The organism is Streptomyces sp. NPDC088707, assembly GCF_044752725.1.
Classification (GTDB): Bacteria; Actinomycetota; Actinomycetes; order Streptomycetales; family Streptomycetaceae; genus Streptomyces.
On sequence record NZ_JBIVLV010000017.1, the window covers coordinates 112,959 to 127,393 of the forward strand.

13 protein-coding genes and 1 pseudogene are annotated in these 14,435 nt (G+C 73.5%); 6 read left to right on the forward strand and 8 right to left on the reverse strand.

Annotation, left to right across the window (positions count from 1 at the left end):
- Positions 1-41: 41 nt before the first annotated feature.
- The 5 genes from ACIP84_RS36145 to ACIP84_RS36165 form a co-directional block, all read right to left on the reverse strand.
- The gene (locus ACIP84_RS36145) at positions 42-863 is read right to left on the reverse strand and encodes an alpha/beta fold hydrolase (RefSeq protein WP_401804074.1); all 822 of its coding nucleotides are present in this window, start codon (positions 861-863) and stop codon (positions 42-44) included.
- Positions 864-964: 101 nt separating this feature from the next.
- Entirely contained in the window at positions 965-2,389 is a 1,425-nt protein-coding gene (locus ACIP84_RS36150; protein WP_401804076.1) for a dihydrolipoyl dehydrogenase family protein, read from the reverse strand.
- Entirely contained in the window at positions 2,389-2,967 is a 579-nt protein-coding gene (locus ACIP84_RS36155) for a Dps family protein (RefSeq protein ID WP_401804079.1), read from the reverse strand. Before ACIP84_RS36155 ends, ACIP84_RS36150 begins: the two co-directional genes overlap by 1 nt.
- A 93-nt stretch (positions 2,968-3,060) precedes the next feature.
- Positions 3,061-3,570: a DoxX family protein gene (locus ACIP84_RS36160; protein WP_401804082.1), complete on the reverse strand. Its 510-nt coding sequence runs from the start codon at positions 3,568-3,570 to the stop codon at positions 3,061-3,063.
- A 5-nt stretch (positions 3,571-3,575) separates the two neighbouring features.
- Positions 3,576-4,238 (reverse strand): hydrolase, encoded by a 663-nt coding sequence (locus ACIP84_RS36165; RefSeq protein WP_401804085.1) that lies wholly within the window; start codon positions 4,236-4,238, stop codon positions 3,576-3,578.
- A gap of 210 nt (positions 4,239-4,448) precedes the next feature.
- Here ACIP84_RS36165 and ACIP84_RS36170 point away from each other — a divergent pair, with 210 nt between their 5' ends.
- The 4 genes from ACIP84_RS36170 to ACIP84_RS36185 all read left to right on the forward strand — a co-directional run bounded on the left by ACIP84_RS36170 (position 4,449) and on the right by ACIP84_RS36185 (position 9,262).
- Positions 4,449-5,654 (forward strand): IS110 family transposase, encoded by a 1,206-nt coding sequence (locus ACIP84_RS36170; RefSeq protein WP_401804086.1) that lies wholly within the window; start codon positions 4,449-4,451, stop codon positions 5,652-5,654.
- A 424-nt stretch (positions 5,655-6,078) separates the two neighbouring features.
- A complete protein-coding gene (locus ACIP84_RS36175; RefSeq protein ID WP_401804088.1) occupies positions 6,079-6,321 on the forward strand; it encodes a helix-turn-helix domain-containing protein in 243 nt (80 codons plus the stop codon).
- Between the two features lie 89 nt (positions 6,322-6,410).
- On the forward strand, positions 6,411-7,241 hold the full coding sequence (gene modA / locus ACIP84_RS36180) for a molybdate ABC transporter substrate-binding protein (protein ID WP_401804091.1): 831 nt from the start codon (positions 6,411-6,413) through the stop codon (positions 7,239-7,241).
- 83 nt (positions 7,242-7,324) lie between these two features.
- On the forward strand, positions 7,325-9,262 hold the full coding sequence (locus ACIP84_RS36185) for an ABC transporter permease (RefSeq protein ID WP_401804093.1): 1,938 nt from the start codon (positions 7,325-7,327) through the stop codon (positions 9,260-9,262).
- Between the two features lie 152 nt (positions 9,263-9,414).
- Here the strand turns inward: ACIP84_RS36185 and ACIP84_RS36190 are convergent.
- The 3 genes and pseudogenes from ACIP84_RS36190 to ACIP84_RS36200 form a co-directional block, all read right to left on the reverse strand.
- A pseudogene (locus ACIP84_RS36190) lies at positions 9,415-9,585 on the reverse strand (universal stress protein); the annotation flags it as partial.
- Between the two features lie 157 nt (positions 9,586-9,742).
- Entirely contained in the window at positions 9,743-10,078 is a 336-nt protein-coding gene (locus ACIP84_RS36195) for a YnfA family protein (protein WP_401804095.1), read from the reverse strand.
- Between the two features lie 11 nt (positions 10,079-10,089).
- The gene (locus ACIP84_RS36200) at positions 10,090-11,400 is read right to left on the reverse strand and encodes an NAD(P)/FAD-dependent oxidoreductase (protein WP_401804097.1); all 1,311 of its coding nucleotides are present in this window, start codon (positions 11,398-11,400) and stop codon (positions 10,090-10,092) included.
- 256 nt (positions 11,401-11,656) lie between these two features.
- Here ACIP84_RS36200 and ACIP84_RS36205 point away from each other — a divergent pair, with 256 nt between their 5' ends.
- Positions 11,657-13,237, forward strand: coding sequence for a carboxylesterase/lipase family protein (locus ACIP84_RS36205; RefSeq protein WP_401804100.1), 1,581 nt, complete (start codon positions 11,657-11,659; stop codon positions 13,235-13,237).
- 32 nt (positions 13,238-13,269) lie between these two features.
- Positions 13,270-14,430, forward strand: coding sequence for an ABC transporter substrate-binding protein (locus ACIP84_RS36210; RefSeq protein WP_401804102.1), 1,161 nt, complete (start codon positions 13,270-13,272; stop codon positions 14,428-14,430).
- The last annotated feature ends 5 nt before the right edge of the window (positions 14,431-14,435 follow it).

Genomic DNA, 14,435 nt, shown 5'->3' on the forward strand with positions numbered 1-14,435 from the left:
GCGGGGTTCTCCTTCAGGGGGTGTACGGGACGGGGCGGGCGTCAGCGGGTCGCCCGCGCGGCGGCGAGGATCACGTGGGTGACCACAGCGGGGCGGGAGACGGCCACGGCGTGCGACGCGTCCACTTCGGTGATGTGCGAACCGGCGCGCCGGGCCATCCACCGTTCGGCGGCCGGCGGGATGTTCCTGTCGGCGGTGGCGATCAGCGCCCAGGACGGGATCGTCTTCCAGGCCGCTTCCCCGGCCTTCTCCTCCAGCGCGTCGGTGGCGACCGGGCGCTGGGTCACGGCCATGAGCGCCGCTTCGGCGGCTGGTACGTCGGCGGCGAACTGCCTGGGGAACTCGGTCCGTTCGATGAGGAGTTCGGTGCCGGTGCCACCGCCGGGCAGCGGGTACGACTGCGGGTTCACGGTGTCGCCGAGGGTGGAGCCCGGGAACTTGGCGGCGAGCTCGGCCGCGCTCTCGCCCTTGTCCGGGGTGAACGCGGCGATGTAGACGAGGGCCTTCACGCGGCTGCTGCCCACCGCGGCGCCACTGATGACAGCGCCGCCGTAGGAGTGGCCGACCAGGACGACGGGCCCGTCGACGGCGGCCAGCACGCTGCGCAGGTACGCGGTGTCCGCGACAAGACCACGCAGCGGGTTGGCGGGGGCCAGGACGGGGTAGCCGGCGTGCTGCAGCCGCCGGATCGTGCCGCTCCAGCTGGAGGCGTCCGCGAACGCTCCGTGGACCAGGACGATCGTCGGCTTGAGGTCATGCCGGTCGGTGTCGGCCGCGGCCGGGCGGCTCGCGGGTGCGGCGCCGATCAGAGCGGCCAGCGTCGCGGGCATGGCGAGGGCGAGGGTGCGCCTCGTGAGCTGCATGGGTGGGTGTTTCCTTGTCGGGTGGGGAAGCGTCGGGGTGTGCTCGGCCGAGCGGGAGGGGTACGCCGGTCGAGCGGGGCTCGGGAGAGGGGGACCGGGACTCAGAGGCCGTACGCCTCCAGGAGCCGGAGCCAGACCTCGCTCACCGTCGGGAAGGCGGGCACGGCGTGCCACAGGCGCTCCAGGGGGACCTCGCCCACGATGGCCACGGTGGCGGTGTGGACGAGTTCGGTCGCCATCGGGCCGGTGAGCGTGCAGCCGACGACGACTCCTCGGGTCTCGTCGACGACGAGCTTGGCGAGGCCGCGGTAGTCGTCCGCGTGGAGCGCGGCGCCGGCGACGTCGTCGATGCGGTACTCCACCGTGCGTACGGCGATGCCGGCTTCGCGTGCCGCGCGTTCGGTGAGACCGACGCTCGCGATCTCGGGACGGGTGAAGACGGCCTGGGGGACGGCAGTGTGGTCGGCCTCCGCGCTCCACGGCTGCCGGCCGCCGGTGACGGCCGGGCGCCCCGCTGCCCGCTCGGCGATCGCCGCCGCGCAGGCACGGGCCTGGTACTTGGCCATATGGGTCAGCGGCGCACGGTGATTCACGTCGCCGACGGCGTAGAGCCACGCGCCCTCGACCGCGGTGACCAGACAGGTGTCGTCGACCGGGAGCCAGTCGCCTGCCGGCAGTCCGACGGAGTCCAGGCCGAGGTCTGCGGTGCGCGGGCGACGGCCCACGGCGGCGAGAACCTCGTCGCAGACGAGGGCGGTGCCGTCGTCCGTGTCCACGGTCACCGTGCGGGTGTCGGCGTCACGGGCGACGCGGACGGCCGACACCCCGAAGCGGATCGTGACGCCCAGATCGCTCAGCCCCCGGGCGACCTCTTCACCGGCGCACGGCTCCCAATCGGTCAGAAGGGCCTGGTCGCGGACCAGCAGAGTGACGGAGGAGCCGAGCGCGCGCCACGCGGTGGCCATCTCACAGGCCACCACTCCCCCGCCGATGACGACGAGCCGCTCGGGCACCGCGTCGGCCGTGGTGGCCTGCCGGCTGGTCCACACACCGATCCGGTCGAGCCCTTCGACCGGCGGAAGGGCGGGCTCCGTGCCGGTGCAGACCACGACCGCCCGCCGGGCCCGCAGGGTACGGACCGTGCCGTCGGCCCCGGTCACCTCCACGCGGCGCTCACCGGCGAGCCGTCCGTGCCCCCGTACGAGCGCGATGCCCGCACCGTCGAGCCAGTCGGCCTGGCCGGTGTCGTCACCGCGCCCGGTGAAACGGTCACGCCGGGCCAGGACGCGGGCCGGGTCGAGTGCCGCCGTGACCGCCTGCCGGGCCCCGTCGACCGACCGGGCCGCCGCTCGGGCGGCGCCGGGTCGCAGCAGGGCCTTGCTGGGCACGCAGGCACGGTAGGAGCACTCGCCGCCGACCGCCTCGGCCTCGACGACGACGGCGGTCAGCCCCGACCCGACGGCGCGTCCGGCGGCGACTTCGCCGGCCGGACCGCCGCCGACCACGACGACGTCGTACGTGTCCATCAGCCGCGTACCAGCGGGGTGTCCACGAGGTGCTCGGCCAGGAACCACACCTGTGCCTCGCCGGTGCGGACGACGTCGGAGACGAGCAGGTCGGTGCTGCCCTCGTCGCCCTCGGCCGAGATCCGGGCGGCGGCGTCCCGCGCGTCGATCAGGATCCGCTCGTGCGCGTCGAGGAGCCGCGACAGCATGACGGGAACCGGCTCCACCCCGTCGGGCGGCCGGGGTATCGCGGTCAGCTCCGCGACGTGGCGCGGGTCCCCGACCGCGACGCCGCCGAGGCTCTGGATCCGCTCGGCCAGCGCGTCCACGATGGCCAGCTGGACCTCCGCGTGCTTGTCCAGCATCAGGTGGAGCGAGTAGAAGGTCGCACCGCGCATGAGCCAGTGGTGCTTCTTGTAGAGCGAGTACAGGATCTGCGTGTCGGCGAGGACGCGGTTCAGCCGCTGGCACGCGTACATGCGGGTGTCGTGGCCGAGGCCGATCGGCAGCTGCTTGAGCGTGCCGAACTCCTGGGTCTCGGCGCCCTTCTGGTGCAGCAGCGGCTGGCCGCCGCCGTGCGGGGTCGTGAGGGTGTCCATCGGGTGCTCCTGTTCGGGAGAGAGGGGTGGGAGGGGCCCGGCAGCCCGGTCGGGGGCGCGCGGGCTGCCGGGCCCGGTCTGCGTGGCTCGCGCTCAGCGCTGGGCGATCGCCGGGGTGGCGGGGGCCCGGTGCAGGACGAGCCGGGCGAGGAGGCCGCTGCCGAGCCCGGCCGCGAGCGCGAGGGCCGCCCACCACAGGGGGTACGGCGTGAGGCCGAGGGCCGCGTCGGCGGACCAGGCGCCGGGTCCGGTGGCGGCGAGGGCGACGGCGGTGCCGATGAGGACGAGCGGGTACTCGTAGCCGTCGTTCTGCACCCAGAGGCCGTTGTGCCGTTTCACGGTGAGCGCCACCGTCATGACCCCGACGGTCCCGGTGGCGGCGAGCGGGGTCAGCAGGCCGGCCGCGAGCAGCAGGCCCGATCCGATCTGGCCGCCGCCCGCCGCCAGCGCGGTGAGGGCTCCGCCGCGGAAACCGTCGGCGCGGAACTCCTCCGTGCCGCCTTCGAGTCCCTTGCCGCCCAGGTGCGAACTGATCTTCTGCACCCCGTGGCCGGCGACGAGCAGTCCCACCAGCAGGCGCAGGATCAGAATGCCGGTGTCCAAGGAGGTCAGCCCGCCGCGTGCGCGCCGATGACGCTCTGCGCGTACACGACACCCAGGCCGTACGCGCCCGCGTGGGCCTTGACGATCTCCATGACCGCGCCGTACGTCTCCTGACGCGCCCAGTCGCGCTGCAGCTCCAGAAGGACCTGGACCCAGGTCACGGGCACCGCGCCGGCGGCGATCATCCGCTGCAGCGCGTGCTCGTGGGCGGCCGGGCTGACGCCGCCGGAGGCGTCGGAGACCACGTACACCTCGTAGCCCTGCTCCAGCGCCGAGAGCGCGGGCAGCACGAGGCAGACCTCGGTCCACAGACCCGCCAGGATGATCTTCTTGCGACCGGTCGCCCTGACCGCCGCGACGAGCGCCTCGTCCTCCCAGGCGTTCATGGTGGTGCGGTCGATGACCTCGTGCTTGGGGAACACCTCGGCGAGCTGCGGCAGCAGGGGGCCCGAGAACGACTCGGCGGCCACCGTGGTCAGGACGACCGGTACATCGAACGCCTCGGCCGCCTTGGCCAGACCCACGGTGCTGTTGATGATCGCGGCGCGATCGCCGCTCCCGGTCCCGAAGAACATCTGCGGCTGGTGGTCCACGAAGAGCATGACGGCGTTGTCGGGCGTCAGCAGATCCGCGCTCGGCGCGGCCTGGACCTTGGCGATGTCGAACATGAGGGGTCCCTAAGAATGTGAGGCGGTCCGGGAGGACCGGGTGTGGCTGATGAGGTGTCGCCGTTGATGGCTCGAGAGGAATGGCCGCCCGGTCCTTCGGGACGCTCCGACCACTGATTGAGAACTGCGGTCATCGCTGGTTAGGGACCTGTCGGCGGGGTGTTCTTCGGACCACGGAAGTGCTGGTCACAGTGGAACGGAGCTTCGGGGTTGAGTACGCGGCAGGCGCGGATATGGGTCGGCATCGACGCCGGCAAGGGGCATCACTGGGCGGTGGCAGTCGATGCCGAGGGCGAGACGCTGTTCTCGATGAAGGTGATCAACGACGAGGCTCAGATCCTCACGCTCATCGAGACCGCCCGCGAGCGGGCTGACGAGATTCGGTGGGCGGTAGACATCTCCGGCAGGGCCTCGACGCTGTTGCTGGCCCTGTTGGTCGCCCACGGCCAGAACGTGGTCTTCGTGCCCGGCCGGACGGTCAACCGCATGTCCGGCGCCTACCAGGGGGAAGGCAAGACCGACGCCAAAGACGCCCGGGTCATCGCCGACCAGGCCCGCATGCGACCGAAGGGCTTCGCGGCCCTGGACACACCCCCGGAGCTGGTCTCCACCCTCCGGGTGCGGACGAACCACCGCGCTGACCTGATCGCCGACCGGGTGCGGCTGATCAACCGGCTCCGCGACCTGCTGGTAGGCATCTGTCCCGCGCTGGAGCGGGCCTTCGACTACTCCGCGGCCAAGGGCCCGGTCATGATGCTGACCGAGTACCAGACCCCGGCAGCCCTGCGTCGAATCGGCGTGAAGCGGTTGACCACCTGGCTGGAACGCCGCAAGGTCCGAGGTGCCGCCGATGTCGCGGCCAGGGCGGTCGAGGCGGCCCGGTCCCAGCAGATCGCGCTGCCTGGCGAGAAGCAGGCGGCGAAGCTGGTGTGCGATCTCGCCCACCAGCTGCTGGCCCTGGACGAGCGGATCAAGGACAACGACCGGGAGATCCGCGAGACCTTCCGCACCGACGACCGCTCCGAGATCATCGAGTCCATGCCTGGCATGGGCCCGATCCTCGGTGCCGAGTTCGTGGCCATCGTCGGCGATCTGTCCGGTTACCGAGACGCCGGCCGCCTGGCCTCGCATGCAGGCCTGGCGCCGGTCGCCCGGGACTCCGGCCGCCGCACCGGCAACTACCACCGGCCCAAGCGCTACAACCGGCGCCTGCGGCACATCTTCTACCTGGCCGCCCAGACCGCGATGATGCGTCCCGGGCCGTCCCGGGACTACTACCTCAAGAAGCGTGGCGAAGGGCTGCTGCATACCCAGGCCCTGCTGTCCCTGGCCCGCCGCCGGGTCGACGTGCTCTGGGCGATGCTGCGTGACAAGAGGCTGTTCACCTCCGCCCCGCCGGTCACGCAGACGCCTTGACACAGTCATTGAGATTCCTCTCGAAGCAGTCGGTGTACGTGCCCGCCGCCTCCGCGGCCCGGCACTTCTGCACGCTACGAGCGACCCCACCGGCCGCGTTGACCTCCTGCGCCCAGGGGTTGGCACGACAGCGCACAACCCGTCAGGACCGAGCCGCGCGGTGTCACAGGCACGCACGCGCAAGGCGGCGACGCCGGCGCACTCGCCCCGAGACCCACGCTGGTCTGAGATCTGAGATCTGAGGTCTGGGGCCTGAGGTCTGGGGCCTGGGGCCTGAGGCCTGAGGCCTGAGCTCTGAGATCGCCGTATCAGCCGTGACACCGGCGGCACCTCTCATCACTTCCTCCAAGTGCCCTCTCATTCGCGATGGAGAGTCCCACGAAGTTGTTGCAGATGAGATCACACACGGCCTACGGTGTCGCATATGCAGTCCTACACGATCGGCCAGGCCGCTCGTCTGCTGGGCGTCAGCCCGGACACGGCACGGCGCTGGGCGGACGCGGGCAGGGTGGCGACCCACCGCGACGAGAGCGGTCGGAGTGTCATCGACGGGAAGTCGCTCGCGGAGTTCTCCGTGGAGATCGCGCAGGAGGACCTGGGACTGGAAGTCGGCATGCAGGCCACCGCCCGCGTGAAGTCGACCAGCGTGCACATCGACCGCACCTGACCACCCCTCACGCAGCACCGGGCATCTCGTCCGTCGGCGCGGCCGCCTCCCACCGCCCCTTCCGTTCCCACCAAGGAGTCCAGACCCTCATGTCTCTCACCCTCACCCCCGCCAGACGCCGTACCGCCGCCGCCGTGCTCACCGCCGCCCTGCTCGTGCCGCTCGCGGCCTGCGGGAACGGCGACGACACCAGGAAGGACGCCGCCGGCCCCTCCGGCTCGGGCTCCGCCTCCGGCTCCGCGGGCGGAGCGCCCGCGGCGAACCTGACCGTCCTCGCCGCCGCCTCGCTCACCGACGTCTTCAAGACCGCCGGTGCGGCGTACGAGAAGTCCCACCCGGGCACGAAGCTCACCTTCTCCTTCGCCGGCTCGCAGGAGCTCGTCGCGCAGGTCTCGCAGGGCTCGCCCGCCGACGTCCTGGTCACCGCCGACACCAAGAGCATGGACAAGGTGAAGGCCGACACCGGCACCCCCGCGATCATCGCGAAGAACCGCCTCGTCATCGCCACCGGCGAGGGCAACCCGTTCAAGGTCGACGACCTCCAGGACTTGGCCGACACCAGGCTCAAGGTCGTCCTCGCCGCCCCCGAGGTCCCGGCCGGCAAGTACAGCAAGCAGATCCTGGACGCCCGGAAGGTCACGGTGAAGCCGGTCTCCCAGGAGCCCAACGTGCGCGCCGTGCTCAGCAAGGTCGAGCTCGGCGAGGCCGACGCCGGCCTCGTCTACAAGACGGACGCCGCGAGCGCCGCCGACAAGGTCGACGCCGTCGAGATCCCCGACGACCAGAACGCCATCGCGAAGTACCCGGCCGCCACGATCAAGGACTCCGAGAACGCCGAGGCGGCCGCCGCGTTCGTCGCCTGGCTTTCCTCGCCCGAAGGCCAGAAGATCCTCCAGGACGCCGGCTTCCAGAAGCCGTAGCCGACCGGGACCACCAGATCGTGAGGGCTGTCCGTCCCGGAGGAACGGACAGCCCTCCTCCTCACATGTCTTCGGGGTCAACGATGAAACGAGCAGCCGTACGCGCGGCCGGCACCCGGCCGCCCCTGACTCTCGCGCTGCCCGCGCTCCTGGCCGTGGCGTTCCTGACCCTGCCGCTGCTCGGCATCCTCGTCCGCACGGAGTGGGGCGAACTCGCCGACCACCTGCGCTCACCGGGCACGGTCGAGGCGCTGAAGCTCTCCCTCGTCGTGTCGTTCTGGGCGCTGGGGCTCTCCCTGCTGCTCGGTGTGCCGCTCGCCTGGCTGCTGGCGCGCGTGCCGTTCCCCGGCAAGGCCCTCGTCCGCTCCCTCGTGCTGCTGCCGATGGTGCTGCCGCCGACGGTCGGCGGTGTGGCGCTGCTGCTCGCCTTCGGCCGGCGCGGGCTCCTCGGCCCCTGGCTCGAGAGCACCTTCGGCGTCGTCTTCCCCTTCCACACGTCGGGGGCCGTGATCGCGGCCACGTTCGTCGCGATGCCGTTCCTCGTCATCAGCCTGGAGGGTGCGCTCGGCGGGCTGCGGCCGCGGTACGAGGAGACGGCGGCCTCGCTCGGCGCCTCACCGGTACGGGTCTTCTTCACCGTCACGCTGCCGATGGTCGCTCCGGGCCTGATCGCGGGCGCGGCCCTCACCTGGGCGCGGGCGCTGGGCGAGTTCGGCGCCACGATCACCTTCGCCGGGAACCTGCCGGGCACGACGCAGACGCTGCCGCTCCAGGTCTACCTGCTGCTCCAGGACGAGCCCGAGGCCGCCACCTCCGTCTCCCTCCTGCTCCTCGCCATCGCCATGGGCGTACTGATCGCCCTGCGCGGCCGGTGGACGGGGACGCCCTCGGACCGCCGCCCCCGCCCCGCCCCGGAGTCCGGACCCGAGGAGCCGGCGCCGGTCCCGCCGACACCTTCCGCGACCGCCACGGCGAAGGACACCGAGCGCTGGGCGCTGCACGCCGACGTCACCGGCTTCACCCGACTCACCCTGGACGCCGGCCCCGGCACCACCATCGCGGTCGTCGGCCCCAACGGCGCCGGGAAGACCACGCTGCTCCGCGCCCTCCTCGGCCTCACCCCCCGCGCCCACGCCGACCTGCGGCTCGGCGACGAGGACGTCACCCCGCTGCCCCCGCACCGACGGCACGTCGCCTGGGTTCCCCAGGACGGCGCGCTGTTCCCGCACATGAGCGCCCTCGCCAACACGGCGTACGGACTCCGTGCCCAGGGCGTCGCGCGTGCCGAGGCCCGGCGCGAGGCCCGGACCTGGCTCGACCGGCTCGGAGTCGGCCCGCTCGCCCACCGCCGGCCGGCCCAGCTCTCCGGCGGACAGGCCCAGCGCGTCGCCCTGGCGCGGGCGCTGGCCGCCCGGCCGCGCCTCCTCGTCCTCGACGAACCGCTCGCCGCACTCGACCAGACCACCCGCGCCCATGTACGCCACACCCTGCGCACCCACCTCGCCGGCTTCGGCGGCGTCTGTCTGATCGTCACCCACGACCCGGTCGAGGCGGTCTCGCTCGCCGACCGCGTCCTCGTCCTCGACGAGGGCCGGGCCCTCCAGGACGCGGCTCCCGTCGAGGTCACCCGGCACCCCCGCTCCCCCTGGGTCGCCCGGATGCTCGGCCGCAACGCCTGGCCGGGCACGGCGACCCCCGAGGGTCTCGCGCTGGACGGCGGCGGCGCCCTGGTCGCGACCGACCCGCCGCCGCCCGGCACGCCCGCGCTCGCGATCGTCGCGCCCGAGGCGGTGTCCGTCCACCGCGAGAAACCGGAGGGCAGCCCCCGTAACGTCTGGCCCGGCACCGTACGCGAGATCACGGCGAGCGGCAGCCGGCTCCGGGTCCTGATCACCTCCGACCGGGCCCCCGACCTCGTCGCCGAGATCACACCGCAGTCGGCGGCCGAACTCGGCCTCGCCGACGGGGTGCCGGTCTGGACGAGCGTGAAGGCGACGGAGGCGACGATCGTGCCGCTGTGACGGGACGCGCGGTGGACCGGCCGCATGTGAGGGATCGGGGTCGAGTCGACCGGAGTGGAACCTCGGCCACCGACGCCGGTCGCTCTCCCGCCGCCCGCGAGACGGTCCAGGCGCTCCAGGTCGGCCTGGAGCGGGCTGGGCGGCACCGCGAGAACCGGACAGGGGGCGTGCGCCAGGCAGTGGCGGGCCACCGACGGTCGCAGCACCAGGAGCAGCAGCCCGCGCGACCCGGTGCCGACGACGAGGAGGTCGCCGGGATCGCGGACCGTGTCGACCAGGGCGACACCGGGGGTGCCCCGGACCAGGCGCCCGACCGGGGGCACACCCGGCCGGCAGGCGCCGAAGCCTTCGGGGGTCTCGCGCAGCAGCGCGGCCGCCGCGTCCCGGCAGTCGGCGAGTACGGAGGGCTCGCAGGCTCTGACGCCGGGAGCCGGGTCCCTGGCGGATCCCTGACGGGCCGCCGTCGCCCGAGGGACAGGGTCAGTTGCCGCGCGGCGCGTACATGATGACGGCCATGCCCGCGAGGCAGACCAGCGCGCCGATGACGTCGTAGCGGTCGGGGCGGTAGCCGTCGGCGACCATGCCCCAGGCGATCGACCCGGCCACGAAGATGCCGCCGTACGCGGCGAGGACGCGGCCGAAGTGGTCGTCGGACTGGAACGTGGCCACCACCCCGTACAGGCCGAGGGCGATGACTCCGGCGCCGATCCAGACCCAGCCCTTGTGTTCGCGGAAGCCCTGCCAGACGAGCCAGGCGCCGCCGATCTCGAAGAGGGCGGCCACCACGAACAGGGCGAGGGAACGAGCGACAGTCATGATCGCTGAGCCTACCCGCGCCCCCTCCTCGGCACCTGTACGGCAGGTCGGCGTCCCGGGCGCGCTGCCGTTCGGCGGTGTCGGAGGTTGACGGCCGACGCCTTGGCCAGGGCCAGGGGGTTCAGGAAGCGGAGGGGACCGATCAGGCGGGAGGCGAAGAGGTGCATGTGGCGCGCGAGCGATGCGTCGCGTGCCGCCGCCGAGAACATCAGCCGCTCCACCGGGTTGAACGGGCGGGCCTTGGCGAAGTCCGCGGCGAGGAACTGGTGTCCGCGCAGCCGGCGCCCGTGCCGGCGGGCGTACCGCGCGAGTGACCGGTCGAGGTCCCCTCGACCGGTGGCGGCCGGCGCGATCTCCTCCGCCAGCCATCGCGCGGACTGCAGGGCCCATCCGCATCCCACCCCCCACAGGGGATCGCCGGTCAGGGCGGCGTCGCCGACGAGGGCGAGGCCCGGGGCGGTCGGCCTGCGGCTGTGGAGCGGGTAGTCGACCAGACCGATGACCTTCGAGACGCGCTCGGCGTCGTCGATGGCCGGCGCGTCGGGCAGGGCGCGGACGAAGGCGTGGAAGCTGCCCTCCAGGTCCTCCTTGAAGGCGGGCAGCCGCTTCTTGTCCGGCAGCACGGCGAGGACCGTCACCCCGTCGTCGTTCGGGAACGCGTACGCCATGTCGGGCTCGAGGAACCAGGTCTGGCCGATCCCGTCCGGCAGCGGAAGGCCGCGGAAGTGGGCGAGATAGCCGAACCGTGTGTTCTCGTGCCGCCGTGCGGCCACCCCGGCGAGCCTCGCCACCGCCGAGTCCTTGCCGTCGGCGCCCACGACAAGCCGGGCCCGTATCTCGCGCACGCCGTCCGGGGTCGACGCGCGCACCCCGACGGTGCGCCCGCCCACCCCGATCAGCTCGGTCACCCGGTGGCCGAGGAGGAGATCGACGCCGGGGGTGTCCGCCGCGCGGGACCTGATCAGCGGATCGAGGACGCTGCGCCGGATGTTGTAGCCGTACGGCAGTCCGGGCCCCTCCGGTGCGGCCTTCGGCTCGATCCAGCCCCAACGGGTGTGCCAGCGGGCCTCGCTGCGGACGGCTCCCGCCTTCTCCAGGGCGGGGACGAGGCCGAGTTCGTCCAGCACCGGGTGGGCGCTGGCCGCGAGGGAGTGGGTGCACAGCACCTTGTACGCCTCGGGATCCGAACGGCGCTCAAGCAGTGCGACGCGGACACCGCGTCGGGCCAGCAGGATCGCCGCGGCACTGCCGGCGAGGCCGGCTCCACTGATGACGACGTCGTACTCCGCCACGTCGTCCACCGCGCGCTCAGGCCTCGTCATGCGCCGCTCGCCCCCTTCGAGGAGTGCTGCCGTTCGTGGGAGTGGTGCGGTGCCCGCCATGTCCGTCGGACAGATTCCTGTCAGGCTCATGACCGAGTGTAGAGAGCCCGGGACTCGTTGATCCAGATCCGGGCCCGTGCCGGGGGGCCGCGGGGGCGGCACGCCGAAAACGGATGGCGTGACCTCCCGGCCCGGCGGATCATTCGAAGGGTCCGCGCTCGTCACGAGCCCGCTCACTCGTCCGGGAGAAGTCGCGATGGCCGTCACCCCGTCCGAACCCTCCGAGCCGTCCCGGCCTGCCCCGTCGCCCCGGCCGGCCCAGCCGTCCGGTTCCCGGCCCGAGGTCCGCTCAGCGGCCGGCGTGGTCCGCGGTACGCATGAGGCGGGGGTGGCGGTCTTCCGGGGCATCCCGTTCGCCGAGCCCCCGGTCGGCGCCCTGCGCTTCGCCGCGCCCCGGCCCGCTCGAAGCTGGAGCGGGGTGCGGGAGGCCGTCTCCTACGGGCCGCCGCCCCCGCAGGCCGGGCACTTCGGCATGGACGCCCTGTCGCGGGAGTCGCCGGGCGACGACTGGCTGACGGTCAACGTCTGGTCGCCCGAGCCGACCCCCGGCGCCGGGCTGCCGGTCATGGTCTGGATCCAGGGCGGCGCGTACGTCTTCGGGACGTCCGGCCTCCCCGAGTACGACGGCGGCCGACTCGCCCGGGACGGCGGCGTGGTCGTGGTGACCTTCAACTACCGCGTCGGCATCGAGGGCTTCGGGCAGATCGAGGGGGCTCCGCCCAACCGCGGACTGCTCGACCAGGTCGCCGCCCTGGAATGGGTGCGCGACTCCATCCGGGCCTTCGGCGGCGATCCCGAGCGGGTCACGGTCTTCGGCCAGTCGGCGGGCGGGGGCTCCGTCGCCGCGCTGCTCGCGATGGACCGGGCGGCCGGACTCTTCCGGCGGGCCGTCGCGCAGAGCGTGCAGGGCACGTTCTTCTCCCCCGAGCTCGCCTCGGACATCGCCGCGGCCTGCGCCGCCGAACGGGGGCTGCGGCCCACGGTGACCGACCTGTCCGACGTCCCCCCGTACGAGCTGCCGGCCGCGGGCGACGCGCTCAGCGCCACCATGGACCGGTGGGCGGACCGCTGGGGCCGGCCCGCGTACCGGACGATTCCCTTCTCGCCGGTCGTCGACGGCGACATCCTGCCCACCACCCCGTGGCAGGCCCTGTCCGACGGCGCCGGCCGTGACGTCGATCTCCTCGTCGGCCACACCCGCCACGAGCAGCGCCTGTTCACCGCGGTCACCGGCCTGCTCGGAGAGGTGAGCGAGGAGCAGGCGGCCGCCGCCCTCCGCTTCCTCGCCCCGGGCCCGGACGGCGCGCACCGGTACCGCGAGGCCTTTCCGACGGCGGACCCGGACGAGCTGTACGAACTGGTCCACTCCGACTGGCTCTTCCGCATGCCGTCCCTCCACCTCGCCGAGGCCGCGGCGGCCGCCGGCGGCCGCACCCACGTGTACGAGCTGACGTGGGCGGCCCCCGGCATGGGCGGCGCCTTCGGTGCCTGCCACGGCCTCGACGTACCCCTCGTCTTCGGCAATCTGGACCGCGGCCAGACCGCCGTGCTGATCGGTGAGGAGCCGTCCCCGGAGGCGGAGGCCCTGTCCGCCCGGATGCGCGCCGCCTGGACGTCCTTCGCCGCCCACGGCGACCCCGGCTGGCCCGCGTACGACACCGGGCGACGGCTCGTCCAGGGCTTCGACACCGACCCCGCTGTCACCGCCTACCCGGAGGAGGCCTCCCGCCTGATCTGGCAGGACCACGCCTTCCCCGTGCTCTCGGTGGGCGCATGACCGCGTGCCCGCGGGCCGCGGTGGTGGGTGCGATGGCCGGCACCAGCACCCGCGCGACGCCCGGAGCAGCGCGGAGCGACGGAGCGTCCGTCCGGATCGGTGCTCTCGTTCCGCTGACCCCGCCCGGCTGGGTCGAGGCCGGCCGGCATCTGCTCGCCGGACTCGAACTCGCCGTTCGCGAGGTCAACGAAGCCGGCGGGATCGGAGCGGCCGGGGGGATCGACGCGACCGGCGCGACCGGCGGAAGGCCGCTCGAACTCGTGGTCCGGGACACCGCGGCCGATCCGCAGCGGGCCGCGGCGGCGGTGGAGGAACTGGCCGGCCTGGGCGTGGCCGCTCTGGCCGGGGAGTACCACAGCGTCGTCGCCCGCGCCGCTGCCGCCAGGGCCGCCGCCCTCGGCCTGCCGTACCTCTGCTCCTCTGCCGTCCTCGACGCACTCACCGACGAGCCGACGGACCTGGTGGCGCGCCTCGCGCCCGCGCAGTCCCACGGCTGGCGGTTCTACGCGGACTTCCTCCTGGCAGCGGGTCACCGCCGGGTCGCCGTCGCCGCCCAGCCGAGCGTCTACTGGGAGTCCGGGACCCGCATCCTGCGGGACCATCTCGCTCCCCGCGGCGGCACCGTCGTCCCGCTCGACATGGGCGGGCTCACCCCCACGGCGGTGTGCGACGCCCTCGTCGAACAGCGCGCCACCGCACTCCTCCTGCTCGTGGGCCACCCGGATCCGGCCGTGCCGCTCGTCCGCGCCGTCCGCAGCGACCGGCGCCTCGCCGGGATCCTGATCGGCGCTCCGGCCGGGCAGCCGGAGTTCGCCACGTGGGCGGCGGAGCTCGGCGACGACGGCGCCGCGATCCCGTTCCTGCGGTACCTGCCCCAGCGTCTCGGCCCGCTGGGCGCACGCGTCCGCACGGCCCTGCGCGAGCGGCTGGGCGAAGCACCCTCGTTCGTCGCCTTCGAGGGCTACGACACCCTGACCGTCCTCGCCGACCTGCTGCGCACCCGGGGCACGGACCGCGCGGGCCTCGCGAGGTCCTGGCCGCACGTCGACGTGGAGGGCACCCGCGGGCGGATCCGCTTCTCCCGCCCGCCGGGCATCGGCGTGTGGCAGTGGGCGTGGCCGCCCGTCCAGGTCGTCGACCGGGACCCGGCGGCGCCCGAACGTTTCCGCGTCCTGCTTACGGGGCCGGCCTGAACCCG

What these genes read in the sequence shown, in the direction of transcription:
- ACIP84_RS36145 (WP_401804074.1), bottom strand. Translation starts at nt 863, where the DNA reads ATGCAGCTCACGAGGCGCACCCTCGCCCTCGCCATGCCCGCGACGCTG.
- ACIP84_RS36150 (WP_401804076.1), bottom strand. Translation starts at nt 2,389, where the DNA reads ATGGACACGTACGACGTCGTCGTGGTCGGCGGCGGTCCGGCCGGCGAA.
- ACIP84_RS36155 (WP_401804079.1), bottom strand. Translation starts at nt 2,967, where the DNA reads ATGGACACCCTCACGACCCCGCACGGCGGCGGCCAGCCGCTGCTGCAC.
- ACIP84_RS36165 (WP_401804085.1), bottom strand. Translation starts at nt 4,238, where the DNA reads ATGTTCGACATCGCCAAGGTCCAGGCCGCGCCGAGCGCGGATCTGCTG.
- ACIP84_RS36175 (WP_401804088.1), top strand. Translation starts at nt 6,079, where the DNA reads ATGCAGTCCTACACGATCGGCCAGGCCGCTCGTCTGCTGGGCGTCAGC.
- modA (WP_401804091.1), top strand. Translation starts at nt 6,411, where the DNA reads ATGTCTCTCACCCTCACCCCCGCCAGACGCCGTACCGCCGCCGCCGTG.
- ACIP84_RS36185 (WP_401804093.1), top strand. Translation starts at nt 7,325, where the DNA reads ATGAAACGAGCAGCCGTACGCGCGGCCGGCACCCGGCCGCCCCTGACT.
- ACIP84_RS36195 (WP_401804095.1), bottom strand. Translation starts at nt 10,078, where the DNA reads ATGACTGTCGCTCGTTCCCTCGCCCTGTTCGTGGTGGCCGCCCTCTTC.
- ACIP84_RS36200 (WP_401804097.1), bottom strand. Translation starts at nt 11,400, where the DNA reads ATGACGAGGCCTGAGCGCGCGGTGGACGACGTGGCGGAGTACGACGTC.
- ACIP84_RS36205 (WP_401804100.1), top strand. Translation starts at nt 11,657, where the DNA reads ATGGCCGTCACCCCGTCCGAACCCTCCGAGCCGTCCCGGCCTGCCCCG.
- ACIP84_RS36210 (WP_401804102.1), top strand. Translation starts at nt 13,270, where the DNA reads ATGGCCGGCACCAGCACCCGCGCGACGCCCGGAGCAGCGCGGAGCGAC.